This is a genomic window from Janthinobacterium sp. PSPC1-1 (assembly GCF_049897625.1).
GTDB lineage: Bacteria > Pseudomonadota > Gammaproteobacteria > Burkholderiales > Burkholderiaceae_D > Janthinobacterium > Janthinobacterium tructae.
In genome coordinates, this window is the sequence record NZ_JAFCWP010000004.1 from 166640 (window position 1) to 191471 (window position 24832).

22 protein-coding genes are annotated in these 24832 nt (G+C 65.3%); 15 read left to right on the forward strand and 7 right to left on the reverse strand.

Features of this window, described 5'->3' with window-relative positions:
* Positions 1–94: 94 nt before the first annotated feature.
* Positions 95–757, forward strand: a complete 663-nt coding sequence (locus ACP7EG_RS14735) for a response regulator (RefSeq protein ID WP_426088176.1) — start codon at positions 95–97, stop codon at positions 755–757.
* Positions 757–2070 (forward strand): ATP-binding protein, encoded by a 1314-nt coding sequence (locus tag ACP7EG_RS14740; RefSeq protein ID WP_426088177.1) that lies wholly within the window; start codon positions 757–759, stop codon positions 2068–2070. Before ACP7EG_RS14735 ends, ACP7EG_RS14740 begins: the two co-directional genes overlap by 1 nt.
* 56 nt (positions 2071–2126) lie before the next feature.
* On the opposite strand, the gene ACP7EG_RS14745 is transcribed toward ACP7EG_RS14740, so the two are convergent.
* Complete coding sequence (locus tag ACP7EG_RS14745) at positions 2127–2765, reverse strand: NAD(P)H-dependent oxidoreductase (protein WP_426088178.1); 639 nt, start codon at positions 2763–2765, stop codon at positions 2127–2129.
* Positions 2766–2872: 107 nt separating this feature from the next.
* On the reverse strand, positions 2873–3877 hold the full coding sequence (locus ACP7EG_RS14750; RefSeq protein WP_426088179.1) for an aldo/keto reductase: 1005 nt from the start codon (positions 3875–3877) through the stop codon (positions 2873–2875).
* Positions 3878–3994: 117 nt separating this feature from the next.
* Between ACP7EG_RS14750 and ACP7EG_RS14755 the strand changes: the two genes are divergently transcribed.
* Complete coding sequence (locus tag ACP7EG_RS14755; RefSeq protein WP_426088180.1) at positions 3995–4882, forward strand: LysR family transcriptional regulator; 888 nt, start codon at positions 3995–3997, stop codon at positions 4880–4882.
* Here the strand turns inward: ACP7EG_RS14755 and ACP7EG_RS14760 are convergent, their stop codons facing one another.
* Positions 4883–5968 carry an ATP-binding protein gene (locus ACP7EG_RS14760; RefSeq protein ID WP_426088181.1) on the reverse strand — a complete coding sequence of 362 codons (1086 nt, stop codon included), beginning with the start codon at positions 5966–5968 and terminating at the stop codon, positions 4883–4885.
* Positions 5968–6714, reverse strand: a complete 747-nt coding sequence (locus ACP7EG_RS14765; protein WP_426088182.1) for a response regulator — start codon at positions 6712–6714, stop codon at positions 5968–5970. The genes ACP7EG_RS14760 and ACP7EG_RS14765 overlap by 1 nt, the downstream gene beginning before the upstream one ends.
* Before the next feature lie 132 nt (positions 6715–6846).
* On the opposite strand from ACP7EG_RS14765, the gene ACP7EG_RS14770 reads away from it, so the two are divergent.
* The 11 genes from ACP7EG_RS14770 (at position 6847) to ACP7EG_RS14820 (ending at position 21763) form a co-directional block, all read left to right on the forward strand.
* On the forward strand, positions 6847–8004 hold the full coding sequence (locus ACP7EG_RS14770) for an efflux RND transporter periplasmic adaptor subunit (protein WP_426088183.1): 1158 nt from the start codon (positions 6847–6849) through the stop codon (positions 8002–8004).
* A 33-nt stretch (positions 8005–8037) separates the two neighbouring features.
* Positions 8038–11184: a multidrug efflux RND transporter permease subunit gene (locus tag ACP7EG_RS14775; RefSeq protein WP_426088184.1), complete on the forward strand. Its 3147-nt coding sequence runs from the start codon at positions 8038–8040 to the stop codon at positions 11182–11184.
* On the forward strand, positions 11184–12548 hold the full coding sequence (locus ACP7EG_RS14780; protein WP_426088185.1) for an efflux transporter outer membrane subunit: 1365 nt from the start codon (positions 11184–11186) through the stop codon (positions 12546–12548). The genes ACP7EG_RS14775 and ACP7EG_RS14780 overlap by 1 nt, the downstream gene beginning before the upstream one ends.
* 167 nt (positions 12549–12715) lie before the next feature.
* Positions 12716–15475, forward strand: coding sequence for a DUF4962 domain-containing protein (locus ACP7EG_RS14785; RefSeq protein WP_426088186.1), 2760 nt, complete (start codon positions 12716–12718; stop codon positions 15473–15475).
* Positions 15476–15608: 133 nt separating this feature from the next.
* Complete coding sequence (locus tag ACP7EG_RS14790; protein WP_426088187.1) at positions 15609–16889, forward strand: arsenic transporter; 1281 nt, start codon at positions 15609–15611, stop codon at positions 16887–16889.
* A 59-nt stretch (positions 16890–16948) separates the two neighbouring features.
* Complete coding sequence (locus ACP7EG_RS14795) at positions 16949–17533, forward strand: TetR/AcrR family transcriptional regulator (RefSeq protein WP_426088188.1); 585 nt, start codon at positions 16949–16951, stop codon at positions 17531–17533.
* Positions 17534–17609: 76 nt separating this feature from the next.
* Positions 17610–18710 carry an alkene reductase gene (locus ACP7EG_RS14800; protein WP_426088189.1) on the forward strand — a complete coding sequence of 367 codons (1101 nt, stop codon included), beginning with the start codon at positions 17610–17612 and terminating at the stop codon, positions 18708–18710.
* Between the two features lie 31 nt (positions 18711–18741).
* Positions 18742–19125: a nuclear transport factor 2 family protein gene (locus tag ACP7EG_RS14805; protein ID WP_426088190.1), complete on the forward strand. Its 384-nt coding sequence runs from the start codon at positions 18742–18744 to the stop codon at positions 19123–19125.
* A 58-nt stretch (positions 19126–19183) separates the two neighbouring features.
* Positions 19184–19813, forward strand: a complete 630-nt coding sequence (locus ACP7EG_RS14810; RefSeq protein ID WP_426088191.1) for an NAD-dependent dehydratase — start codon at positions 19184–19186, stop codon at positions 19811–19813.
* A gap of 47 nt (positions 19814–19860) precedes the next feature.
* Positions 19861–20310 carry a GNAT family N-acetyltransferase gene (locus ACP7EG_RS14815; RefSeq protein WP_426088192.1) on the forward strand — a complete coding sequence of 150 codons (450 nt, stop codon included), beginning with the start codon at positions 19861–19863 and terminating at the stop codon, positions 20308–20310.
* Positions 20311–20473: 163 nt separating this feature from the next.
* Positions 20474–21763 (forward strand): glycosyltransferase, encoded by a 1290-nt coding sequence (locus tag ACP7EG_RS14820; RefSeq protein WP_426088193.1) that lies wholly within the window; start codon positions 20474–20476, stop codon positions 21761–21763.
* On the opposite strand, the gene ACP7EG_RS14825 is transcribed toward ACP7EG_RS14820, so the two are convergent.
* From ACP7EG_RS14825 to ACP7EG_RS14835, 3 genes are all read right to left on the reverse strand, one after another.
* Complete coding sequence (locus tag ACP7EG_RS14825; RefSeq protein ID WP_426088194.1) at positions 21760–22701, reverse strand: DUF2145 domain-containing protein; 942 nt, start codon at positions 22699–22701, stop codon at positions 21760–21762. The two genes, ACP7EG_RS14820 and ACP7EG_RS14825, sit on opposite strands and share 4 nt — an antisense overlap.
* 8 nt (positions 22702–22709) lie before the next feature.
* Positions 22710–23141, reverse strand: coding sequence for a hypothetical protein (locus ACP7EG_RS14830; protein ID WP_099764075.1), 432 nt, complete (start codon positions 23139–23141; stop codon positions 22710–22712).
* Between the two features lie 92 nt (positions 23142–23233).
* Positions 23234–24067, reverse strand: coding sequence for an HDOD domain-containing protein (locus ACP7EG_RS14835; protein ID WP_426088195.1), 834 nt, complete (start codon positions 24065–24067; stop codon positions 23234–23236).
* A gap of 269 nt (positions 24068–24336) precedes the next feature.
* On the opposite strand from ACP7EG_RS14835, the gene ACP7EG_RS14840 reads away from it, so the two are divergent.
* A complete protein-coding gene (locus ACP7EG_RS14840; RefSeq protein ID WP_426088196.1) occupies positions 24337–24822 on the forward strand; it encodes a (R)-mandelonitrile lyase in 486 nt (161 codons plus the stop codon).
* Positions 24823–24832: the final 10 nt, after the last annotated feature.

Consider the following 24832-nt stretch of genomic DNA (forward strand, 5'->3'; position numbering starts at 1 on the left):
TGGCGCGGATGGCCGCGGTAGCGGAGCCAGTGCCAAGTCGGCTTGCGCCAGCCAAGGTAAGATGTCGCTATTTTGTGCGATTGTGAGGGCCCGGGTGCGCGTGTTGCTGGTGGAAGACGATCCGATGATCGGGGAAAGCCTGGTCGAGGGCTTGCGCGGTGAGTGCTATGCCGTGGACTGGGTGCGCGATGGCCACGATGCGGAGCTGGCGCTGGCCGGCTTCGGCTACGACCTGATGCTGCTGGACCTGGGCTTGCCGGGCAAAGAGGGCATGGACGTGCTGCGCGCCACGCGTGCGCGGGGCGCCGAGTTGCCCGTGCTGATCATCACGGCGCGCGACGGCACGCCGGCCCGCGTGGCAGGGCTCGACAGCGGCGCCGACGATTACCTGGTGAAACCGTTTGACCTCGATGAATTGCTGGCGCGCATACGCGCGCTGCTGCGCCGCAGGGTCAGCCGTTCGCGCTCCGTCATCGAGCATGGCGCGCTGACCCTGGACCTGGCCAGCCACGACGTCACGTTCGAGGGGGAGCTGGTCAAGCTGGCGCCGCGCGAGTTTTCCGTGCTGCGCGCCTTGCTCGACCATCCGGGCAAGGTGGTGTCGAAACGGCAACTGAGCGAAAAACTGTACGGCTGGGATAGCGAAGTGGAAAGCAATACCGTCGACGTGTACGTGTACCAGTTGCGCAAGAAATTCGGCGCGGACTGCATCCAGACCGTGCGCGGTGTGGGCTACAAGATGCGGGCAGCATCTTGATGACGATTCGCCGCCAATTGCTGCTCGGTCTGCTGGCGGCCACCTTGCTGTGCGTGCTCGGTGCCGGCATTTCGCTGTTCCGCTCGCTCCTGGAAGAAGCCAATGAGCTGGCCGATTTGCAGCTGCGCCAGCTGGCCGTGGCCTTGCCCGACGAGTTTGAGCCGCAGACGGGCTCGCCGGTCGCGCAAGAGCCGGAAGAAGCGTTCGTGCTGCAGGCGTGGGACGAGGATGGGCAGCCCTTGCCCATCTTGCCGGACCAAGCGGCACTGCCGCGCTATGCGCTGGCCGGCTTTGCCGATGTCACGTTGCGCGGTGAAGACTGGCGCCTGTACGGCGAGACGCGGCGCGGCCGCTACGTGCAGGTGGCGCAGGCGCAGGCTGTGCGCGACCAGCTGGCCTGGCAAATGACCATGCGCGCCGGCGCGCCCCTGCTGGTGTTCGCGCTGATCCTGGCGCTGCTGATCGTCGCCGTCGTGGGCCGCGCGCTGGCACCGCTGCACCGGCTGGCCGAATCCGTGGCGGGCCGTTCGCCCGACGCACTGACGCCGCTGGCAGCGGACGACATGCCGCCCGAGTTGCGGCCCGTGGCGCTGGCGCTGAATGGCTTGATGCGGCAGTTCGAGGCGGCGCTGACGGCGCAGCGCACCTTTGTCGCCGATGCCGCGCATGAATTGCGTTCGCCGCTGACGGCATTGAAACTGCAGCTGCAGGTGGCCGAGCGGGCCGGCAGCGAGGATGAACGCCGCGTGGCGCTGGCGCGGCTGCATGAACGGCTGGACCGCAGCACGCACCTGGTGCGGCAATTGCTCAGCCTGGCGCGCCATGAAACGGCGCTGACGGCCAGCCAGCTGCAAACTGTTGATCTGGGAGAATTGCTGGAAGCGGCCGTGGCCGACCACAGCGCGCTGGCCGACAGCCGCGCGATCGACCTGGGCGTGGTGGAAACCCTGCCGGCCCCGGCCCCGGTGCTGGTGCAGGCCGATCCCGACGGCTTGCAAGTGTTGCTGAATAACCTGATCGATAACGCCTTGCGCTACACGCAGCAGGGCGGCAGGGTCGATTTGCAGGCGGCGCTGGAAGACGGCCGGCCCCTGCTGCGCGTATCCGACAACGGCCCCGGCGTGCCGCAGCAGCACCATGCGCGCCTGTTCGACCGCTTCTTCCGCCCCGACGGCAACGACGCCTGGGGCTGCGGCCTGGGCCTGTCCATCGTGCGCCACATCGCCGAGCACCACCAGGCCGATATCGCGCTGGCCGACGGCGAGGCGGGGCGGGGCCTGCAAGTGACGGTGCGCTTCCCGCAGCCCGCCTGAATGCAAAAAAGCGGCTGCCGTCGCCGGCAGCCGCTTTTCAGTCACGGGCGAAGCGCTTACGCCAGCTCGGTGATGAATTGCTCGCGTGCAGGGCGCACTTTTTTCAGGTCCACCAGCCAGTCACCTGCGTCGGCGCGGTAGCCGAGCGGCAACATGACGACGGAACGCAAGCCTTTTTCGCGCAAGCCCAGGATTTCATCGACCTTGGCCGGGTCAAAGCCTTCCATCGGCGTCGAATCGACTTTTTCCTGCGCTGCGGCGATCAGGGCCGTGCCCACGCCGATATACGCCTGGCGCGCCGCGTGCTGGTAGTTGGTTTCCGCGTCGCGCTGCGGATACGTGGCCAGGATTTGCTGGCGGTACGCTTCCCAGCCTTCATTCTTGAAGCCGCGCACGGTGTTGACCAGGTCAAAGCGCGCGTTGATGCGTTCTACCGTGTAATTGTCCCAGGCGGCAAACACCAGCAAATGCGAGGCGTCCGTCACTTGCGACTGGTTCCATGCGTGCGGCTTGATCTGCTCGCGCAGGGCCGGATTCGTCACGACGAACACTTCATACGGGTGCAGCCCGCTGGAGCTGGCCGTCAGGCGCACGGCTTCCAGGATGCGCTCGACCTTGTCTTGCGGTACCGTTTTCGTTGGGTCCATTTTCTTGGTGGCGTAGCGCCATTGCAGTGTTTCGAGCAGTGCGGACATGTAAATCCCTTTCATAATGAATAGTTCAGATTGGAAATGATAGCGGATTCAGGCATTTCAAGTGCAAGGGGGCAAAGAATTGGTATAAAGCACCCAGGCATTCTTGTCTACAGGCCAAGCATGGCAAGCTCCACCGCCGGGTAGCGCGCGCCGTGCACGCTGGCAGCTGCGAAGGCCGCGCCGATGGCAGCCAGCTCGGCGTCGCTCAATTCGATCTGCGCGGCGGCCACGTTCTCTTCCAGGTGCGCCACGCTGCGGGCGCCGGGTATCGGCACGATGTTAGTGCCTTGCGCCAGCAGCCAGGCCAGGGCCAGCTGGGCCGCCGTGGCGCCGCGCGCCGCCGCCAGGCGCTGCAGTTCGGTAACCATGTGCGCATTGGCCGCCATCGCCTGCGGCTGAAAGCGGGGCAGGCTGTGGCGGTAGTCGTCGGGCGCCAGTGCGGCGCCGGAGGTGATCTGGCCCGTCAGGAAGCCCCGGCCCAGCGGGCTGTAGGGCACGAAACCGATACCGAAGGCATGGCAGGCGGGCAGCACGTCCGCTTCCGCGTCGCGGCTCCACAGCGAGTATTCGGACTGCACGGCCGCAATCGGATGCACGGCGTGGGCGCGGCGCAGGGTGGCGGCAGAAACTTCCGACAGCCCCAGGTGGCGCACCTTGCCCGCCCGTACCAGATCGGCCATGGCGCCGACCACATCTTCGATGGGCACGGCGGGGTCAACGCGGTGCTGGTACAGCAAGTCGATGCAATCGATACCCAGCCGGGACAGCGAACCTTCCACTGCCTGGACGATGTGCTCCGGGCGGCTGTCGACGCCCGCCATGCGTTCCACGCCCTGGCCATGGGGCAGGATCTTGAAGCCGAATTTGGTGGCCACGCTGACCTTGACCTTGCCGCGCAGCTGCTTCAGGGCGCGCCCTACCAGTTCCTCGTTGGCGTAGGGTCCGTAGACTTCCGCCGTGTCGATCAGGGTCACGCCCAGTTCCACGGCGCGGTGCAGCACGCGCAGCGAGGTGGCCTCGTCTGCGCCGCCGTAGGCAAAGCTCATGCCCATGCAGCCCAGGCCGATGGGGGCGACGCGCAAGCCGGAATTGCCCAGTGTTCTGTGTTCCATTTTTTACTCCTCGTCCAAAAAAAGATGCAAGGAGTATGGATGAAGCAACAGCATGCGATAAGATGGCTAATCCTGCATGCATTACTGAATATTGCTCATGAGTTTTTTTCCTCAATAATGGCTGACCTGAATGAATTGACGGCCTTTGCCGCCGTTGCCCGCCTGCGCAGCTTTCGCCAGGCCGCCCTCGAACGGGGCGTGTCCGCCTCCGCCCTCAGCCACGCATTGCGCACGCTGGAAGAGCGCCTGGGCGTGCGCCTGCTGAACCGCACCACGCGCAGCGTCACGCCGACCGAGGCGGGGCAGCAGCTATTGGCGCGCCTCACGCCGGCCATGCGCGAAATTGACGATGCCTTGCTGGACCTGAGCGCCTTGCAGGATGTGCCTGCAGGCAAGCTGCGCCTGAACGTGCCCCGTCCGGCCGCGCGGCTGTTGCTGGCGCCCATGCTGGCCGGTTTTGTCGCGCGCTATCCGCGCGTGCAGGTGGACGTGGTCACCGATGACGGCATGATCGATATCGTGCGCGATGGTTTTGATGCGGGCATCCGCTTTGGCGAGCAGGTGGCGGCCGACATGATCGCCGTGCCCGTGGGTGCGCCGCAACCGTTCGTGGTGGTGGCGTCGCCCGCCTACCTGGCGGCGCATGGCGCGCCAGCCACGCCGCGCGACTTGCTGAAGCATGCCTGCATAGTCCGGCGTTTCCCCAGCGGGCGCCAGTATGCGTGGGAGTTCGAGCAGGAGGGGGAAGCCGTCAGCATCGCCGTGGGCGGCCCGCTGGTGTTCGACGACGATGCACTGATGCTGCACGCGGCGCGCGATGGCGCGGGACTGGCGTATGTGTACGCGGCCGATGCGCGCGCCGATATCGCGGCGGGGCGTCTGGCGTGCGTGTTGCAGCGCTGCTTGCCGCCGCCGTCCCGTTACTTCCTGTACTACCCGAGCCGGCGGCAGATGCCACCCGTGCTGCGCGCCTTTGTCGACATGCTGCGCGCGCCAGCGATATAGTCAGCCGGCGGCCGGCGGCACACCGCGCTCGACTGGCCACTTGACGGTAAACACGCTGCCGCCCGCCTTGCCGCGCGTGCAGGCCGCGCTGCCGCCGTGCGCGCGCGCGATGGCTTCGACCACGGCCAGGCCCAAGCCGCTGCCCGCGTGCAGGTCGCCGCCATCGCTGTCGCCGCGGCGAAACGCCTCGAACACGTGTTGCGCCAGTTCCTCTGCAATGCCGGGCCCCGCATCCTCGACGCTGAGGTAATACTGGCCGGCCAGCACGCGGGTACGCACGCGCAGCAGACCCGGATGCGCATAGCGGCGCGCGTTGTCGAGCAGGGCCAGCACGATTTGCCGGATGCGCGCCGCGTCGCAGCAGACGGGATGGTCGGACAGGTGCAATTGCAGGCTAAAACCCGCCGCTTCCATCTCTTGCGCCAGCAGGCGGCGCACTTCCTCGATTTCCAGGGTCAGGTCCGTCCACGCCATGCGCAGCTGCATGTGGCCGCTGTCGGCCAGGCTCAGGGTGCGCAAGTCCTCGACCAGGCGACCCAGGTCCTCGACTTGCGCCAGCAGGCTGGAAAACGGTACTTCCTCGGGCTTGAAGACGCCATCGACGACGCCCTGCAAGGTGCCGCGCAGGATGGTCACGGGCGTGCGCAATTCGTGCGCGATGGCCGCATTCCACGTTTCGCTTTCCTTGGCCGCCCGCTGCAGGCGCTCGGCCATGCTGTTGAAATCATCGACCAGCATGGCCGTCTCGCCCAGGCTGCGGTCACCGGCGAAGGCACGCGCGGACAGGTCGCCATGCGCCACGCGGCGCACGCTGTCCATCACGGAATTGATCGGTTTCAAGATGCGCGCCGCCAGCTTGATGGCGAAAAAGGCCGCCAGCAGCAAGCCGAAGATGGTGATGGCGAAGATCCACAGCCACTCGACGGTGCTGGGCGACCAGTCGTCCGGCTCGGAGAGCATGTCGGGATCGATCTTGAAGGCGACGGCAAAGAAGATCCATGAGCCCATCCAGATGATCAGGATGCTGCTGACCATCAGCACGGACATCGACAGCACGATCTGCCGGTTCAGGCCCGTGAAGCGCATCAGTCGCTTTCCAGCCGGTAGCCCACGCCGCGCAGGCTGGCCGGCATGTTCATCACGCCCGATTCTTCCAGCTTCTTGCGCAGCTTGCTGACGTGGCTGTCCACCGTGCGTTCCATCGAAGTGCTCTCGGGCATGCACGACTCCAGCAATTCCAGGCGGCTGCAGACGCGGCGCGGCGTGCGCGCCAGATGCGCCAGCAGGCGGAACTCCGTCAAGGTCAGGCTCAAGGGCACGGGCGCGCCATCGCGCAGGACGCTGGCCACATACGTTTCCTGGTCGATTTCGATGGGGCCGCAGCGCAGGCGCTGGCCGCCCACCGGGTGGTGGCGCACGCGCGAGCGGCGCAGCACGGCCGCCACGCGGGCCACCACTTCGGCTGGATTGAAGGGCTTGATGATGTAGTCGTCGGCGCCCACGCGCAGGGCCGCCAGTTTATCGGCATCCTGGTCGCGCGCCGTGAGCATGATGACGGGCGTTTCGCCGCGCCGCCGCACTTCCGCCAGTACGCCCCAGCCATCGACTCTGGGCATCTGCACGTCGAGCAGCAGCAGGTCCGGCGCCAGCGCCAGGTGCTGCTGCAGCGCTTCCTGGCCATCGAGCGCGAAAGCCGTGCGGTAGCCGTCGCGCTCGAGGTAACCGGCGAGGATGCGGGCGATTTGCGGTTCATCTTCGGCAATCAGGATGAGGGCGGAAGGCGGCGTGGTGGCAAGGAAGGAGGGCTGGCTGGCGCTGTGATGATAGTTCATATAAATAGTCTAGCATTCTTCGCCATCTCCATCGAATCTCCACATTTCTTTGACGGAATATCCACGCAAGGCTTTTATGCTGCGCGTATCTGTCGACCGGACCGCCGGTTGGGATCTGCCATAGAAAAGACCATGCATCCGAGCCACCTCACCAAGAAAAACATGTTGATCGCCGCGGCACTGCTCAGCCTTGCCGCCTGTTCCAAACCCGCGCCGCAAGAAGGCGCGGCGCCGCCCGCCGCTGTCACGGTGCTCAAGCTGCAAGCGGCGCCCGTCGTCCTCAGCGACGAATTGCCGGGCAGGGTGGCGGCTTTCCGCACGGCCGACATCCGCCCGCAGGTGGGCGGCATCGTGCTGCGCCGCCAGTTCGAACAGGGCGCCGAGGTGCAGGCGGGGCAGAAGCTGTTCCAGCTCAATCCCGCGCCATTCCAGGCGGACGTCGATTCGGCCGCCGCCGCGCTGCAGCATGCGGTGGCCACGGCGAACCGCGCCAGCAGCCAGGCCGACAGGTTAAAGCCGCTGGTGGAAGCGGATGCCATCAGCCGCCAGGCATATGACGATGCCGTGGCCCAGCGCGAGCAAGCCGTGGCCACCGTGGCGCAGGCGCGTGCCAGCCTGGCGCGGCGCCGCCTGGACCTGGCCTTTGCCAGCATCGAGGCGCCGATTGCCGGGCGCATCGGCTCCGAACTGGTGACCGAAGGCGCGCTGGTGGGCCTGGCCGACGTCACGCCGATGGCGCGCATCCAGCAGATCGACAAGGTATATGTCGACGTGCGCCAGCCGGCCGCCGCGCTGGCCGCGCTGCAAGCCTCCGGTAACGGAGGCGCGGACAAGCTGCCCGTGACCATCCTGGGCGCCGACGGCCAGCCGCATCCCGTCACGGGGCGCATCCTGTTCTCCGGCATCAGCGTCGATGCGGGCACGGGCGACGCCGTGATCCGCGTGCTGGTCGACAATCCGCAGCGCCAGCTCTTGCCCGGCATGTTCGTGCGCGCCCGCATTGCGCGCGCCGTGCAAGCCAATGGCGTGCTCGTGCCGCAGCAAGCCGTCTTGCGCAGCAGCGATGGCCAGGCGCAGGCCTGGGTGCTCGACGGCACGCACAAAGCCAGCCTGAAACCGATTACCGTGGGCGACGTGGTCGAGCACCAGTACGTGGTCAACGGCGGCTTGAAGGCGGGCGATACCGTCGTCATCGAAGGCCAGGAACGCTTGCAGCCGGGCGCCATCGCCGCGCCGCAGCCGTGGAAGCCGGCTGTCGTGGCAACGGCGGCTGCCGCCAAGGCCCGTTGATGCACACTTTGAATACAATGAAAGCCTAACGACATGCCTCAATTTTTCATCAACCGCCCCGTCTTTGCGTGGGTGGTGGCGGTCTTCATCGTCCTGTTCGGACTGATCGCCATACCGCAATTGCCGATTGCGCGCTTCCCATCCGTGGCGCCGCCCAGCGTCAGCATCAGCGCCAATTATCCCGGCGCCACGCCGCAAACCATGAACGATTCCGTGGTAGGCCTGATCGAACGCGAACTGTCGGGCGTCAAGCACCTGCTGTATTTCGAGTCGTCCACCGATACCTCGGGTTCGGCCTCGATCACCGTCACCTTCCAGCCCGGTACGAATCCGGAAATGGCGCAGGTGGACGTGCAAAACCGCCTGAAAGCCATCGAGCCACGCCTGCCACAAGCCGTGCGGCAAAATGGCCTGACGGTGGAATCGGCGTCGTCCGGCTTTTTGATGATCGTCAGTTTGATTTCCGAGAAGGGCCAGCATGATGAAGTGGCGCTGGGCGACTACCTGGCGCGCAACGTGACGGAAGAACTGCGCCGCATTCCCGGCGTGGGCAAGGTGCAGCTGTTCGGCTCCGAGCGGGCCATGCGCATCTGGGTCGACCCGGCCAAGCTGGTGTCGTACAACATCGCCATGGGCGAGCTGACGGCCGCCATCGCGCAGCAAAATGCGCAGATCGCTCCGGGCCGCCTCGGCGACTCGCCCGCCGTGCACGGCCAGCGCGTCACCATTCCGCTGACGGTGCAGGGCCAGCTGCAAACGCCGGCCGAATTTGCCGCCATCGTGCTGCGCGCGAATGCGGATGGCTCGAAAGTGACCATCGGCGACGTGGCCAAAGTGTCGCTGGGGGCGCAAAGCTTCAACTTCAGCATCCGCGAAAACGGGCAAGCCGCGTCGGGCGCCGCCATCATGCTGTCGCCGGGCGCCAACGCCGTGCAGACGGCCAGCGCCGTGCGCGCGCGCATGGCCGAACTGGCGCACACCATGCCGGCCGGGATCAAGTATTCGGTGCCGTTCGATACGGCGCCGTTCGTGAAAATCTCGATTGAGAAGGTCATCGTCACGCTGTTGGAGGCGATGGTGCTGGTCTTCCTCGTCATGTATCTGTTCCTGCAAAAGATACGCTACACCCTGATTCCCGCCATCGTCGCGCCGATTGCCCTGATGGGCACTTTTACCGTGATGCTGCTGGCCGGCTATTCCATCAACGTGCTGACCATGTTCGGCATGGTGCTGGCCATCGGCATCATCGTCGATGACGCCATCGTGGTGGTGGAAGCCGTCGAGCGTCTGATGGCCACCGAAGGCTTGTCGCCGAAGGAAGCGACGTCAAAAGCCATGCGCGAAATCACCGGTGCGGTCGTCGGCATCACCCTGGTGCTGACGGCCGTGTTCATCCCGATGGCGCTGGCCAGCGGTTCCGTGGGTGCCATCTACCGCCAGTTCACGCTGGCCATGGCCGTGTCGATTTTGTTCTCGGCGTTTTTGGCCCTGACCCTGACGCCGGCCCTGTGCGCCACCATGTTGAAACCGATTGGCCCGCACGACCACGATAAAAAAGGCTTTTTCCTGTGGTTCGACCGCCAGTTCGAGCGCATGACGGCCCGCTATGAAAAGGGCGTGGTGGCGATGCTGAAACGCGCGGGCCGCTCGATGGTCGTGTATGGCGCCATCGTCGCGGCGCTGGGCGTGGCTTTCATGCAACTGCCGTCGGCCTTCTTGCCGGAAGAAGATCAAGGCTATTTCATCACCTCGATCCAGCTGCCGTCGGACGCCACCATGGAGCGCACGCTCGATGTTGTCAAACTGTACGAGCAGCATGTGGCCACGCGGCCCGGCATCGAGGTGAACCAGTCGATCCTCGGCTTCAGCTTTTCCGGCGCGGGGCCGAACGCGGGCCTGGCGTTTACCATGCTGAAAGACTGGAAAGAGCGCAACGGTGCCACGGCGCAGGAAGAAGTGGCGCTGGCGCAGGAGGCCATGGCGCAGGCGAAGGAGGGCGTGATCATGAGCCTGATGCCGCCCGCCATCGATGAACTGGGCAATTCGTCCGGCTTTTCCATGCGCCTGCAAGACCGCGCCAGCCAGGGCATCGCCGCCCTGCAGGCGGCGCAGAACCAGTTGCTGGGCCTGGCCGCGCAAAGCAGCAAGGTGGCGGGCGTGTATCCGGACGGCTTGCCGCCCGGTGCCAGCGTGCGCCTCGATATCGACCGCACCAAGGCCGAGGCGCTGGGCGTGTCGTTTACAGCGATCGCCGACATGCTGACGGCGGCCATGGGTTCCACCTATGTCAACGATTTTCCGAACGCCGGCCGCATGCAGCAGGTGATCATCCAGGCCGATGCGCCGTCGCGCATGCAGCTGAACGATGTGCTGGCCTTGCGCATCCGCAATAACGCGGGCGGCATGGTGGCCCTGGGTGAACTGGTGCGCCCCGTGTGGAGCGAGTCGCCGCTGCAACTGGTGCGCTACCAGGGCTATCCTGCGGCGCGCATTTCCGGCAGCGCGGCGCCCGGCGTATCGAGCGGCGACGCGATGATGGAAATGGAACGGCTGGTGAAACAGCTGCCAGCCGGCTTCGCGCTGGCGTGGACGGGGCAGTCGCTGCAAGAGAAGGAATCGGCTTCGCAGGCACCGATGCTGATGGCGCTGTCGATGCTGGTGGTCTTCCTCGTGCTGGCGGCCCTGTATGAAAGCTGGTCGATTCCCGTCTCCGTGATGCTGGTGGTGCCGCTGGGATTGCTGGGCGCCGTGCTGGCCGTGATGTTGCGCGGCATGCCCAACGATGTGTTCTTCAAGGTGGGCATGATCACGATCATTGGCCTGTCGGCGAAGAACGCGATTTTGATCGTCGAATATGCGCGCCAGTTGCAGGCGCAGGGCAAGGGATTGGTCGAAGCGACGGTGGAAGCGGCCAGGTTGCGTTTGCGTCCTATCCTGATGACGTCCTTGGCCTTCGCGCTGGGCGTGGTGCCGCTGATGCTGGCCACGGGCGCCAGCGCCGAGACGCAGCATGCGATCGGCACGGGCGTGTTCGGCGGCATGATCACCGCCACCGTGCTGGCCGTGTTTTTCGTGCCCGTGTTCTTTGTCGTGGTGCTGGGCACCGTCGACAAGATGGGCACGTACTTCAACAAACGCAGTAATCGCACCGCCATCAAGGCGGTGGAAGGAGAGTTGTAATGCGTTTGATTTTTATCACGCCCCTGGCCGCGCTGGTCTTGTCGGCCTGTTCATTGACGCCGCCGCTGGTCAAGCCGGCGCCGCCCATTCCCGCCAGCTATGGCGAGGTTTCCGCGCCAAGCAGTGCCGCCGACCTGGGCTGGCGCCAGATGCTGCTCGACGCGCGCCTGCAGCGCCTGGTCGACATCGCCCTGGAAAACAACCGCGACTTGCGCGTTGCCTCTCTCAACGTGGAAGCCGTGCGGGCCCAGTACCAGATCCAGGATGCGGGCCGCTACCCGGCCATCGGCGCGAATGCGGGCGGCGTGCGCCAGCGCGGCGCCGACGCAGTGACGCAAAACCAGTTCAGCGTCGGCATTGCCATGAGCGCGTTCGAGATCGACCTGTTCGGCCGCCTGCGTTCCTTGTCGGACGCCGCGTTTGCGCGCTACCTGGCGACTGAACAGGGCCAGCGCGCCGCGCGCATGGCCTTGATCGGGGCCGTCGCCGATGCCTACCTGGAACAGCGGCTGGCCGAGGAACAGCTGGCGCTGGCGCGGCAAACCCTGCTTGACTGGCGCCAGGCTTTGATCCTGACGCAGCGCCTGCACGGCGCGCAGCAGGGCAGCGGCCTGGACGTGGCGCAAGCGGAAGGGCAGGCGGCCACGGCGGAAGCGGACGTGCAGGCGCGCGCGCGGGCCAGCTTATTGGCGCGCAACAACCTGGAATTGCTGCTGGGTACACCGTTGCCAACGGACTTGCCGGCTGGCCGGCCGCTCGATGGCCAGCCCGTGCTGACACAGCTGCCACCCGGTCTGCCGTCGGACTTGCTGGCGCGCCGTCCCGACATCTTGCAGGCCGAATACGCGCTGGTGGCGGCGAATGCGGAAATCGGCGCCGCCCGCGCCGCCTTCTTCCCCCGTCTGTCGCTGACGGCGTCGCTGGGCCTGGCCAGCCCGGAGCTCGGTGACTTGTTCCGCGGCAGCGCGCGCAGCTGGTCGTTTGCGCCGCAAGTGACGCAACCGCTGTTCCAGGGCGGCCAGTTGCGCGCGGAGCTGCAACTGTCGCGCCTGCGCAAGGACGTGGCCGTGCTGCAATACGAGCAGGCGATCCAGACGGCCTTCCGCGAAGTGCGCGACGGCCTGGCCGGCAGCGCCACGTATGCGCAGCAGATCGATGCGCAAGAACGCGTGGTGGTGGCGGCGCGCCAGCGCCAGCGCCTGTCGCAGCTGCGCTACGACGCGGGGCAGGACAGCCGGCTGGAATTGCTCGACGCGCAGCGCCAGTCGTATGCGGCGCAGCAAGCCCTGCTCGACGCGCGGCGCGACCAGTTCAAGTCGGCCGTGGCCCTGTACAAGGCGCTGGGGGGAGGGCTGGAGGAGTAGGTGAAATCGTCATAGCAATGCATCGGGGCACGTGTATGGAGCATGGAATGATTTCAAAATAACAAGTGTATTGCCGCTTTGATGTTATTATTGAAATAACATCACTATTCCTCTGTATTCGATGCGGGATGGTGTGTTTCCTGGTCCACCATTCAAAAGGAGTCTGCATGCGTCAGCCCCATGTCGCGCTATTGTTATCTGTTTGCATAGGCGCAGCGCACGCTGCGCCCACGATCCTGGCATTCGATGCCGATCACCTGAAGGTGGTGGAAGGCCAGCCTGTGCGCCTGCACTGGGAGGTGAGCGGGGCCGCCACGGTCATGCTGAATGGCGTGCCGGTCAGCGGCAACAGCCAGATCGTCAGGTATGCCGCTGGCGATGCTTCCACGCTGCGCCATACCTTGACGGCCAGCACTCCCGGCGAGCCGGAAACGGCCACGCGTACCATCGAACTGTCTGCCGGGGTGGTGCTGGACAAGGACTATATTCCTGAATCGTACGCGGCCGGCTGCAAACCCGTGCAGGAAGCCGATTTTGTCGTGGAGCATGAGTATGCCCGCATCGAGCCGCGCGACTGTACCTCCGTGAAAGTGCGCAATCCCGTGTTTGTCTGGCCTGATGTTTATGACGTCGCAGAAATGGTCTTGACGGTCAATTTTCCCAGTGGAAAGAGTCCATTGCGCTTTACCACGACGCGCACGTCGCTGATTCTTCCCGAGTTGTTGAACGAAACGGGGCTGTACACGTGGCAGGTGGAGTATCGCCTGCCGGGCGGCCAAAGCAGGTCCGGCGAGGTCCGGCGTTTTCATTTCGACGGCAATGCTGTCGACAACCTGCCCGACCTGCCCACCGCTGCCGAAGTCATGGCCAGGATCGGACAGCGTTTGCATCCACGTCTGATTCCGCTGTCGACGAATGGCCAAGTCATGCAAATGTCGGCCATCCACGCCGCCGTGCAGGCAAGTCCCCTGGCAGCCTCCTACGAAACGTATCTGGCCGAGGCGGAGCAGGTATTGGCCAATGAACTATACGTTATGCCTGCAGATCCCATCATCCTGGAGCCCAGCGCTGTCGAGAACGCAGCGTTCGGGGCGGCGCGGGGAATAGAGCGGCTGGCCGTGGCGGCGCTGGTCAAGGGCGACCAGCGCTATCACGCGCAGGCCATTGCCCGCCTGCTGCAACTGGCCAGCTGGGCGCCGGACGGCGTGAGCGGCGAATGCCAGCAGGATCAGGCCAACATGCAGATCATGGTCGCCCTGGCGCAAGGCTTGGACATGCTTTACTACAATATGACCGGGGCGGACCGCTATGTGCTCATCAATGCGATCAACGCACGGCTCAATCCCTTGATGTACAAGATGGAGGCAGGTTTGCGCGCCAATCCGTATGACTCCCATGTCCTGGCCTCCGCCTACTATGCGGTGCAAACCCTGATGCTGTCGGCTGGCGCCGTCGGGCAGGGACCGCTCGGCGATGTCACGTTTGAACAGGGCGCGCAATATGACAAGGCCTGCGATGCCAACAACAAGCCGCTGGCGCCGTTTGACCGTTTCTCCGCAGCCTGGGAAACGCTGATCACGAGTTCCGGCACCTGGGGCGGCGGCACGGACAGCGCGTTTGGCAACAGCGTCAGTTATGCGTGGTATGCGCTCAACTCCTATGCGCCGGCCATGGCCTCGTATCTGTTGATGGCCAACGTGGATATCAGCCGTATCCCCGCGCTGCGGCAGTTTGGTGACAATTTCCATGCGCACACGGTGCGGGACCGCTCGAGCAAGGTGCGCAGCGCATTCGGCGACGGCAGCAACCGCACGGGATATTATGCATCCTATGCCTGGGACTCCTACCGCCTGTTCGCCCAGGTATCGCAAAATCCCGTCGACGAATGGTATTACCGTGACAATATTGAGCAGACCCAGTCGCTGGCCTTGCCCTTCCAGCATTATTTCCTGACAGCACTCAGGCCGCCCGTTGAACCCGCCGTGCTTCCCGCATTGAAACGCACGTATCTGTTCGAGGATGCGGGCGTGGTTGCCATGCACTCCGATACGGCCGATCCGCAGCGCTCGAGCCTGTTTTTTCGTTCCAGCCGTCTTGGCGCGATCAACCACAGCCATGCGGACAACAATGCTTTTACCTTTGTGTCAAAAGGCAAGAGTATTTTCATTTCCGGCGGCATCTATGAAAATTTTGGCGATTTGCCGGAGCAGCGGGTCAGGCGCGCCACGCGCTACAAGAATGCGCTGACGTTCGATGCGGGGGCAGGGTATAACAACGCCGGCATAGGCCAGGCCGAGTCGACGGCAAACCCCGTTGCGCCAGGCACGCCGCGGTTTTACAGGCAGCCACATGGCAGGCTGATCAATTTTTATGCGGCCGAGACGAGCGACTGGTCGGTTGCCACCGGGGACGCCACGGCCGCTTACCGCAGCCTCGACGAAAATACGTGGGTTTGGACCCCTTTGCTGCAAGGGGCGGTGCGTACTGTCGCCTATAACGCCAAGGCAGGCGTGGCCCTGATTTACGATTGGGCGCAGAGTGCGACCAAGCGCCGCTGGCAGATGAATTACCAGACGCTGGTGGCGCCGGTGGACATCGGGGCGCGTGAATTCAAGGTCAATGCGGGCGATGGCGTCAGCGTCTGCGTCAACTATCACGGATATGACGGAAAGTATGCGGCGCCGGAAAAGATGTCCAAGGTGGCCAGGAACACTCAACTGGAATGGCCGGCAGGCGAACCTGAGCAATATCACACCGCGTACAAGACCAATATACGCAGCAATTCCCTGGCCAGCCTGATCGTCTTGAAGGAAGACTGCAATGCCGTTTCCGTGACGGCCGAGTATTTGTCGCCGACCAAGCTGCTCGTCAAGGTCGATACCAGCTGGTTCATCTTCGATAAAAAGGCGGTGCAGCTATCCGAGTAACTGCAGCGACTGCCTGGTCGGTGAATCATTGCTTTGATTCTATTTGATATTTCCAGTATTATGGAATCATTGTATCCATTCACCGGCCCGGGCGCCATTGCGCGCCTTGCCGCCTTATCCGGAACCTCGCCGCATGCTGACCGCTTTTCTTATCTTTCTCGCCACATTAACCCTGGTCATCTGGCAGCCGCGCGGCCTGGGCATCGGCTGGAGCGCCGTCATCGGTGCTTGTGTCGCCTTGCTGGCCGGCGTCATCCACTGGGGCGACATCCCCGTCGTCTGGCATATCGTGTGGAACGCCACCGGTACCTTCATCGCCGTGATCATCATCAGCCTGCTGCTCGACGCGGCAGGCTTTTTCGAATGGGCCGCCTTGCACGTGGCCCGCTGGGGTGGCGGCAGCGGCAGAAAACTGTTCGTGCTGCTGGTCTTGCTGGGCGCGCTGGTATCCGCCGTGTTCGCCAATGACGGCGCCGCGCTGATCCTGACACCCATCGTCATCGCCATGCTGCGGGCCTTGAAATTTTCCGCCAGGGCCACCCTGGCCTATGTGATGGCGGCCGGTTTTATTGCGGATACGGCCAGCCTGCCGCTGGTGGTGTCGAACCTGGTGAATATCGTCTCGGCCGATTTCTTCAAGATCGGCTTTGCCGAGTACGCTTCCGTGATGGTGCCCGTCAACGTCGTCGCCGTGGCCGCCACCCTGGGCGTCTTGCTGCTTTTTTTCCGCCAGGATATCCCGCGCGATTACGATGCCTCGCAACTGAAGCGCCCGGACGCCGCCATCCGCGACTTGGCCACCTTCCGCGCCGGCTGGCTGGTGCTGGCGCTGCTGCTGGTGGGCTTTTTCTCGCAGGAACACCTGGGCGTGCCCATCAGCCTGATCGCCGCCGTGGGCGCCGCGCTGCTGCTGGGCGTGGCGGGCAAGGGCCACGTGATTTCCACGCGTCATGTGATCCGTCATGCGCCGTGGCACATCGTCGTCTTTTCACTGGGCATGTATCTGGTCGTGTATGGCTTGCGCAATGCAGGCTTGACCGCGTACCTGACGGGCATGCTGAACCACTTTGCCCAGTATGGCGTGTGGGGCGCGGCCATGGGCACGGGCGTGCTGACGGCCTTATTGTCGTCCGTGATGAACAACCTGCCGACGGTGCTGGTGGGCGCGCTGGCCATCGACCCGACGACGGCGCAGGGCGCCGTGCGCGAGGCGATGATTTACGCCAACGTCATCGGCAGTGACCTGGGGCCGAAGATCACGCCGATCGGCAGCCTGGCCACCTTGCTGTGGCTGCATGTACTCGACAGCAAGAACATCCACATTTCCTGGGGATACTATTTCCGCGTCGGCATCGTGCTGACCGTGCCCGTGCTGCTGCTGACCCTGGCGGCGCTGGCGCTGCGCCTGGGGTGATGCCAGAGGCGAAAATCGCTCACTAGACGACCGGTCAGATTTTTTGCTATACTGGCCGCATGAGCAAAAAATCTTCCGCTGACATGCGCCAGCACCTGATCGATATCGCCAAGGCACTGATGGCCGAGAAGGGCTATACGGCCGTGGGCCTGGCGGAACTGGTAGCGGCGGCTGGCGTGCCGAAAGGTTCCTTCTACTATTATTTCAAGTCGAAGGAAGAGTTTGGGCAAGCCTTGCTCGATGACTATTTCAGCAGCTATCTGCAGACGGTCGACGCCTTGCTGGCGAGGCCAGGCAATGCCCGCGAGCGCCTGTTGGCCTATTTTGACTACTGGAGCGCGACGCAGGCCAGCAGCGCGCCGGAAGGCAAGTGCCTGGTGGTCAAGCTGGGTGCCGAAGTGTGCGACTTGTCCGTGGACATGGGCGCCGTGCTGCAGCGAGGAACGGGTGCCATCCTGGACCGCCTGACGCTGTGTGTGGAAGCGGGCCAGCTCGACGGTTCCGTGGCGGCGGCGACGCCGGCGCGCGTGCTGGCGGAGTCCCTTTACCAATTGTGGCTGGGCGCTTCCCTGATGGTCAAAGTCGCCAGGAGCGGCGGGCCGTTCGATGCGGCTATGTCGACCACGCAACGGCTGCTGTCGTAGCCGTTTTTTTTACCTGCAAACTAGACGACCGGTCAGTTATTTTCGGGTTTTTCTCACAGAATATGAAAGCAATACGATGACCGAACAGCATGAAAGCGATTTGTTCTCTCCCGTCAATCTGGGCGCGCTGGCATTGGCCAACCGCATCGTCATGGCGCCGCTCACGCGCAGCCGCATGGGTGACGATGGCGTGCCGCATGCCTTGCACGCCGAGTATTACGCCCAGCGCGCCGGCGCCGGCCTGATCATCAGCGAAGCGACGAATATTTCGCCCCAGGCGCGCGGCTACGCCCTGACGCCGGGGATATGGACGCACGAGCAGGTGGCGGGCTGGAAGCTGGTCACCGATGCCGTGCATGCGGCCGGCGGCAAGATCGTCTGCCAGTTGTGGCATGTGGGGCGGTTTTCGCATGCCAGCCTGCAGCCTGATGGCGCGGCGCCAGTGGCACCTTCCGCCATCCGGGCCGAGGGCAGCACCTACACCGCCAGCGGCATGCTGCCCGTGTCCATGCCGCGCGCGCTGGAAACGCGGGAAATCGCCGGCATCGTCGCGCAGTATGTGCATGCGGCCGAATGCGCGCTGCGCGCCGGCTTCGATGGCGTCGAGGTGCATTCGGCCAATAGCTACCTGCTTGACCAGTTCCTGCGCGACTCGACCAACCGGCGCACGGACTCTTATGGCGGCAGCATCGAAAACCGCGCGCGGCTGACCCTGGAAGTGACGCAAGCCGTGATGACCGTCTGGGGCGCGTCGCGGGTCGGCATCCGCCTGTCTCCCGTCACGCCCGATGCGGGCAACACGCCGCTCGACAGCGACGTGATGGCCACCTATGGCTACCTGATCGAACAGTTGAATCGTCATGGACTGGCCTATCTGCACTTCGTCGAGGGTGCTACGGCCACCTCGCGCGATGTGCCCGATGGCGTTGACCTCGACGCGCTGCGGGCACTGTTCAACGGCCCGTACATCGGCAACAACCATTACGACTTGCCGCTGGCGCAGGCGCGCCGCGCGCAAGGCAAGGTCGATGCGGTGGCGTTTGGCCGTCCCTTCATCGCCAACCCGGACCTCGTGGCGCGCCTGCGCCATGGCGTGGCGCTGACCGTGGCGCCGCGCGAGGCGTATTACGGCGGTGGCGCCAGCGGCTACACCGACTGGCCCGCAAGCCCGTACTGATTTCTTTTTTTACCCACCCAAGGAGCGCAACATGAACAACACCACTTATGTGCAGGATTACCAGGCGATTGTCGCCGTGCTGAATCAATACAATGCGGGCGGCGCGCAGGCCGACAGCAGCATCATGCGCCCGGCGTTCAGCAGCCAGGCCACCATTTTCGGCGTCGATGGCGAAGATAAACTGACGGGCGGGCCCATCGAAGGCCTGTTCGAGATCATCGACAGCGCCTTCCGGCCATCGCCGCAGGCAAAGGCTGCCATCGTGCGCGTCGATATCGTGGGCACGGCGGCCAGCGCGCGCGTCGATACGGACGATATCTCGGGTTTCCGCTTCACCGACTTTTTCAACTTGCTCAAGGTGCAAGGCGAGTGGAGCATCGTCAGCAAGATCTATCACACGCACGCGGGCGCCTGATGCATGGCTTGGGCGCCCGATGCTGTATCGTGAGGTGTCCAGCATGCGGGGAGAGGGAATGAAACTGATACTGATAGGCGCCACGGGCCTGGTGGGTCGTGAAGTGCTGCGCCTGGCGCTGAGTGACGTGCGCGTCACGGCCATCGTCGCGCCGGTGCGCAAGGCCTTGCCGCCCCATGCGAAATTGCATGCGCCCCTCGTTGATTTCGATCAATTGCCGCCCGATGCACCCTGGTGGCAGGCGGACGCCGTCATCTGCACCCTGGGCACGACCATGAAGGTGGCCGGCACGCGGCAGGCGTTCTTGCGCGTGGACCATGACTATCCGCTGGCCGTGGCGCGCCTGGCGCTGGCGGCCGGCACGCGCACGTATGCGCTCAATTCGGCCGCCGGCGCCAACGCCGCTTCGCGCATCTTCTACAACCGCGTCAAGGGCGAGCTGGAACGCGACCTGGAGCAGCTGGGTTTTGCCTCGCTCACGCACGTGCGGCCGGGCCTGATCGGCGGCGAGCGCGACGTGGCGCGCGCGGGCGAGGGCGCCGCCTTGCGCCTGCTGCGCGTGCTGGGGCCCGTGCTGCCGCGCCGCTGGCGCATCAATCCCGCACCGCGCATCGCCAGCGCCTTGCTGGAGGCGGCGCTGGCCGGCGCGCCGGGCGTGCATGTCGTCAGTTCGGAGCAGCTGGCGTGAATGCGCATCGCCTATAATCGGCGTTCATGTTCTTTTGAGTACGGAAAATGCAAACAGTACGTCCTTACGCGGCCGGCGACCGCGACGCCTGCCTGGCCCTCTTCGACGGCAACACGCCGCGCTTTTTCGACCCGTCCGAGCGCGCCGGCTTTGCCGCCTGGCTGGAAGAATCGACGCAGCCGTATCTGGTCATCGAACGTAGCGGACGCATCGTCGCCTGCGGCGGCCATGCGCTGGAGGCGTGTGGCACCGTCGCCAGCCTGTGCTGGGGCATGGTGGCGCAGGACGTGCATGGCCAGGGACTGGGCCGCGCGCTGACGCAGGCGCGCCTGGACGCCATCCGCGCCATGCCGCAGGTGGCCAGGGTCACCATGAATACCAGCCAGCATACGCAGCAGTTTTATGCACGCTTCGGCTTCGAGCCCGTGAAGGTGACGCCGGATGGCTTCGGGCCCGGCATCGACCAGTGGGACATGATGTTGCAACTGCCTGCGTAGCGACCGCAGGCAGGCATGGCGTCAAGCGGCGGTCAAATACTGATTGAAATGCTAACCTTCATCGCTTACCATCGGTGGGTGTTTCAACTAGGAAAGATGCCCATGCGCCCTACGTTCTTGTCTGATTTTGCACCGCACACCTACACCAGGCACGGAGGGCGGCATGGCTGATGACAGCCATCCACCTGCGCCGCTCGTCATCGTCGCCAGCAGCGGCACCGGCGGCGACATACAACCGTTTATCGCACTGGCGCAGGGCTTGCGGCAACGGGGGCGGCGCGTGCTGCTGCTGGTGCCAGGCTGGCAGGAAGCGGCGGCGCTGGCCTCAGGGCTGGCGTATCGCACCTTCGGCACGCAGGAAGAGGGGCAGGCCATGCTGGGCGATCCGGGCCTGTGGGATGAGCGCAAGGGCTGGGGCGTGGTGTGGCGCGGCCTCGTGCCGTACCTGGGCGCCGTGCGCGACGTGGTGCAGGGCTTGCCGGACGGTGAAGAGTGCGTGGTGCTGTGCCACCCCTTCCTCGTGCCGATGGCCGCCCTGGCACGCTCCGTACGCCCTGACTTGCGCATTGTCGCGACCTATCTGGCGCCATCGAACCTGTGCAGCAGCCATGATTTCCTGGCGGCCGGCTCGCTGCGCATTCCCGCCTGGGTGCCGCTGGCATGGCGCCAGGCCCTGTGGCGGCTGCTCCACCGCAGCATGGTCGACCCGGTGCTGCTGCCCGGCCTGAACGGGGCGCGCGCGCAGTACGGGCTGAAGCCCGAAGCGCATTTTTTTGCGCACATGCTGGCCGCGCCGGATGCCTCGCTGGGGCTTTTTCCCGCCTGGTTCTCCGCCCCGCAGGCGGACTGGCCGCCGCATTTCGTGCAAACCGGTTTCCCCGGCGCCGCCCCGCATGGCGCTGTAGCGCTGCCGCCGGAGCTGGAACGCTTTCTTGGCGAGGGCGAGCCGCCCATCGTCTTTACGCCCGGTACCGGGCACCAGCACGCGCAGCGCTATTTCAGCATCGCCCTGGCAGTGTTGCGGCGGCTGGGGCGGCGCGGCCTGTTCCTCACGCCCCATGCGGCGCAGGTGCCGCAACACTTGCCCCCCAGCGTGATGTGGCAGGCGCACGTGCCGTTTGCGGCGCTGTTGCCGCGCGTGGCGGCCGTGGTGCACCACGGCGGCATCGGCACCAGCGCGGACGCCTTCCGCGCTGGCATCCCGCAGCTGATCGTGCCGTTCGCCTACGACCAGTTCGACAATGGCTGGAGGATCAAACGGCTCGGGGTAGGCGATGTCTTGCTGGCCAGGCGCTTGTCGGCCGGGCGCATGCAACGGCAGCTGGCGCGCCTGCTGGCCGCGCCCGAGGTCCAACTGGCTTGCGGCGAGGTGGCCCGCCGGATGGGGCAGGGATTGGAGCCAGCACATTTGCTCGATCAGGTCGAAGCGGCGCTCGCCACCCAGACTGCTTAGGGAATGTTGTGCGGCGTATCGTCGAGGGCGATGACCCGGTCGTTCGCGCCGGGCACACAGCCGTCGGCGATCGCATCCCAGCCCCGGTGCACCACCACCTGCTTGCCGTCGTGGCAGATTTCCACGCGCTCGCTGGCGGGCAGGCGCTGGCGCGCGAACGCTTCCAGGCTGGCCGGCAGGCTTACTGCCAGTTGCATCGTGCCGATGGCCTCGGGTGGGTGGTCGTCCATGTGCACCAGGGGCACGAAGATCGATCCCAGCATCAGCCAGCGCGCGCCCACGTCGACGGCGGCGGGGTTGTAAGGCGCGGCGTGCAGCCAGTCCTGGGCGCGTGCGCGCAAGTCGCCGCCCGCAGCCAGCTCGCCCCAGGCCGAGGCCAGCAATTCCACCACCCACTGATTGCAATTCTGGTATTTCAGGCTGAATGCGTAGGCGTTGGCGCTGTAGCGGCCCGCCAGCAATTGCTGCACGCGCACGGGGTCGAGCAGGGCGCGGCGCAGGGGCGGCACGGTTTCGGCCGGCAGTTTCACGACAGAGATGTAGCCAAGAGATGGGTTTGCCGTGCCCATGGCGAAACCGGCCGTACCCTGGTCGAAGATGCGCGGGCGGCCTTCGTCGCAGGCGTAGTACAGCTGGCGTGCGGACCAGCCATTGTCATTGTCGTGGCGCCAGGCCAGCGCCGCATGTGAATAGCGGATGCCGAAGCGGGCCAGGTCCAGGCCGGAGCGGCTGATCAGGGCCACGCTGCCTTCGCTGGCGGCCAGTTCCTCGCGCACCACGGCGGCAAAGCGCAACAGGCGATCCTGCTCGGTTGCCGTGAGTTCCTGCGCGCGGTCGCAAAAGCGCGACGAGGCGAGCGAAGTACCTGCCTGGGCGGCGCCGGCCACGGCCAGCGCGGCGCAGCCGGCCAGCAGCCGCGCCAGATTGCGCAGGGTCACACCTGGAATCAAAGGCTGACGGGACGCGTGGCCATTTCGCCGTACCAGTCGTCGGCCAGCACGAGGAAGAAGGCGGCGCGCGTGTCGTTGCGCGAGAATTCGATGCCGTAGGCGCGGTTTTGCGCATGCACCACGTCGCCCTGCGCCAGCTGCTGCTTGTCGAGCGCCGCTTGCGGCAAGTCCAGCACCAGCGGCGTTGCCGTGGCGTCGGCTTGCATGGTCAAACGCGTCATGCCGTCGCGGCCCGGCAGGGCGGCCACGTCGATGATGCGGTAAGGGCCATTGGCCACCTTGTTGTCGCGCGAGGAGCTGTTGCTCGAACCGTTGAGCGAATCGGAAATGCTGCCGCTCGACTGGGAGCCGGCGCTGGAGGCCGAGGAAACGAAGCTGTCGGCGTTGGCGTTGCACGCCATGGTCAGAGCTGCGGCCAGGCCGAGCATGCGTAGGGAGATAGTCAAGGCAGTTTTCCAGTGCACATCAATGAAAGCGGGCCGGGTCCATCCCGGCCTGCGCCATGATAGCAGATCGGCTATCAGCTGAGCAGTACCTCGATCAGGCCCTTCGCTTCGGCCGACGGCTGCGTGCGCAGCAGCTGCAGCACGGGATCGTGCTCCAGGTAGGCCTGCAGCGACGCGCTGACGGTGACGCTGGCCTGTGGTAGCGGCGAAGGGACGGGCGCCAGCGCCTTGGCCAGCAGCAGGGTGTCGCGCAAGCCTTCCGGTGGCAGCATGATGGTCGAGCCGGGCAAGGCGTTGACGGCATCGGCCACGGGCAGCGGCACGCCCAGCTGGCGCATCAGCGCGCGGCCGATCACTTCCAGGGCGGACGCCATCTGCGTTTCCAGGTGGGCGTACAGGCCCGGGGTCTTGTCGGCCTGGGCCAGCAAATAAAAGCCGGCCACTTCATGCACGATGCCGGCGAACAGGGCCGTATCGGCATCCGTATGCGTGACGGCGCTTGCCAGCGCATGCGCCAGCGCCGCCACATGCACGGTGTGTGCCCACAACTGGGTGGCGCGGGCGCGCAAGGCTTCGTCGCGGATGCCCGCGTTCAGCTGGCGGATGACGGCCGCCGTCGCCAGTGCATACAGGTTGCGGTGGCCCAGGCGCTCGACGGCGGCGCGCACGCTGGTGATGGCAGGCGTCTGGCCGGACGCGAACATGGCCGAATTGGCCAGCGCCACGGCGCGCGCCGACAAGGTCGGTTCGCACAGCAGCAGGCGGCTGATGTCGGACGAGTGGCAATCGGGATTCGCCAGTTCCTTTTGCAGCAGCAGGGCCGTATTGATGCTGGTGGGAAATGCCAGGGTTTCCGTTTCGGCGCTGGCCAGGAGTTGTGCCAGGCTGCTGAGGGTGTTGACGTGCATGGATAGGGTAGCGAGAAGTAGCAATGCCCCCATATTATCAGGCAATCCGGCCCGCATGGCGCCCGGCTGCCTTTCCTGTGAAACGGGCCGCGCATCGGCCGCGCATTGGCCTATTCATCAGCCCAGCTTATAGGTCCTAGTGGGATTGCGCCGCTAATCAGCACGGGCCAGCGCTGTTAAGCTTGAATTGCGGGGACAGGCGAAGCCGGCTGTCCGGCAGCACGCCCCATTATGGGGGCTAATAATACCGGCAAGAAAGGAAACCAGACATGCATCAATACGCCGCGGCACTCTTGCCGCTTTGCCTGCCCGCCGGGGCCGTTTCTGCCGAGGCCGGCGCCATTTCTGCGCCAGCGGCCGTCACCGTCACGCGCGCCGCCGCCATGCTCACCATCACCGGCGACGCCCGCTATTTCACGGGCGCGGTCGACGTCGACGCCATGTTCCAGCGGCCGTCTCCGGCCCGCGTGGGCGGTGGCATCGTCACCTTTGCGCCCGGCGCCCGCACGGCTTGGCATACGCATCCGCTAGGCCAGACCCTCATCGTCACGCAAGGCCACGGTTGGGTGCAGCACTGGCAGGGCCCGCTGCAAGCGCTGGCCGTGGGCGATGTGGTGTGGATACCGCCCGGCGTCAAGCACTGGCATGGCGCCACTGCCACGTCCGCCATGCAGCATGTCGCCATTGCAGAGGCGCAAGATGGCACGGCGGTCAGCTGGCTGGAACACGTGACGGACGACAGCTATCCGCGCTAGGGCGCTCAAT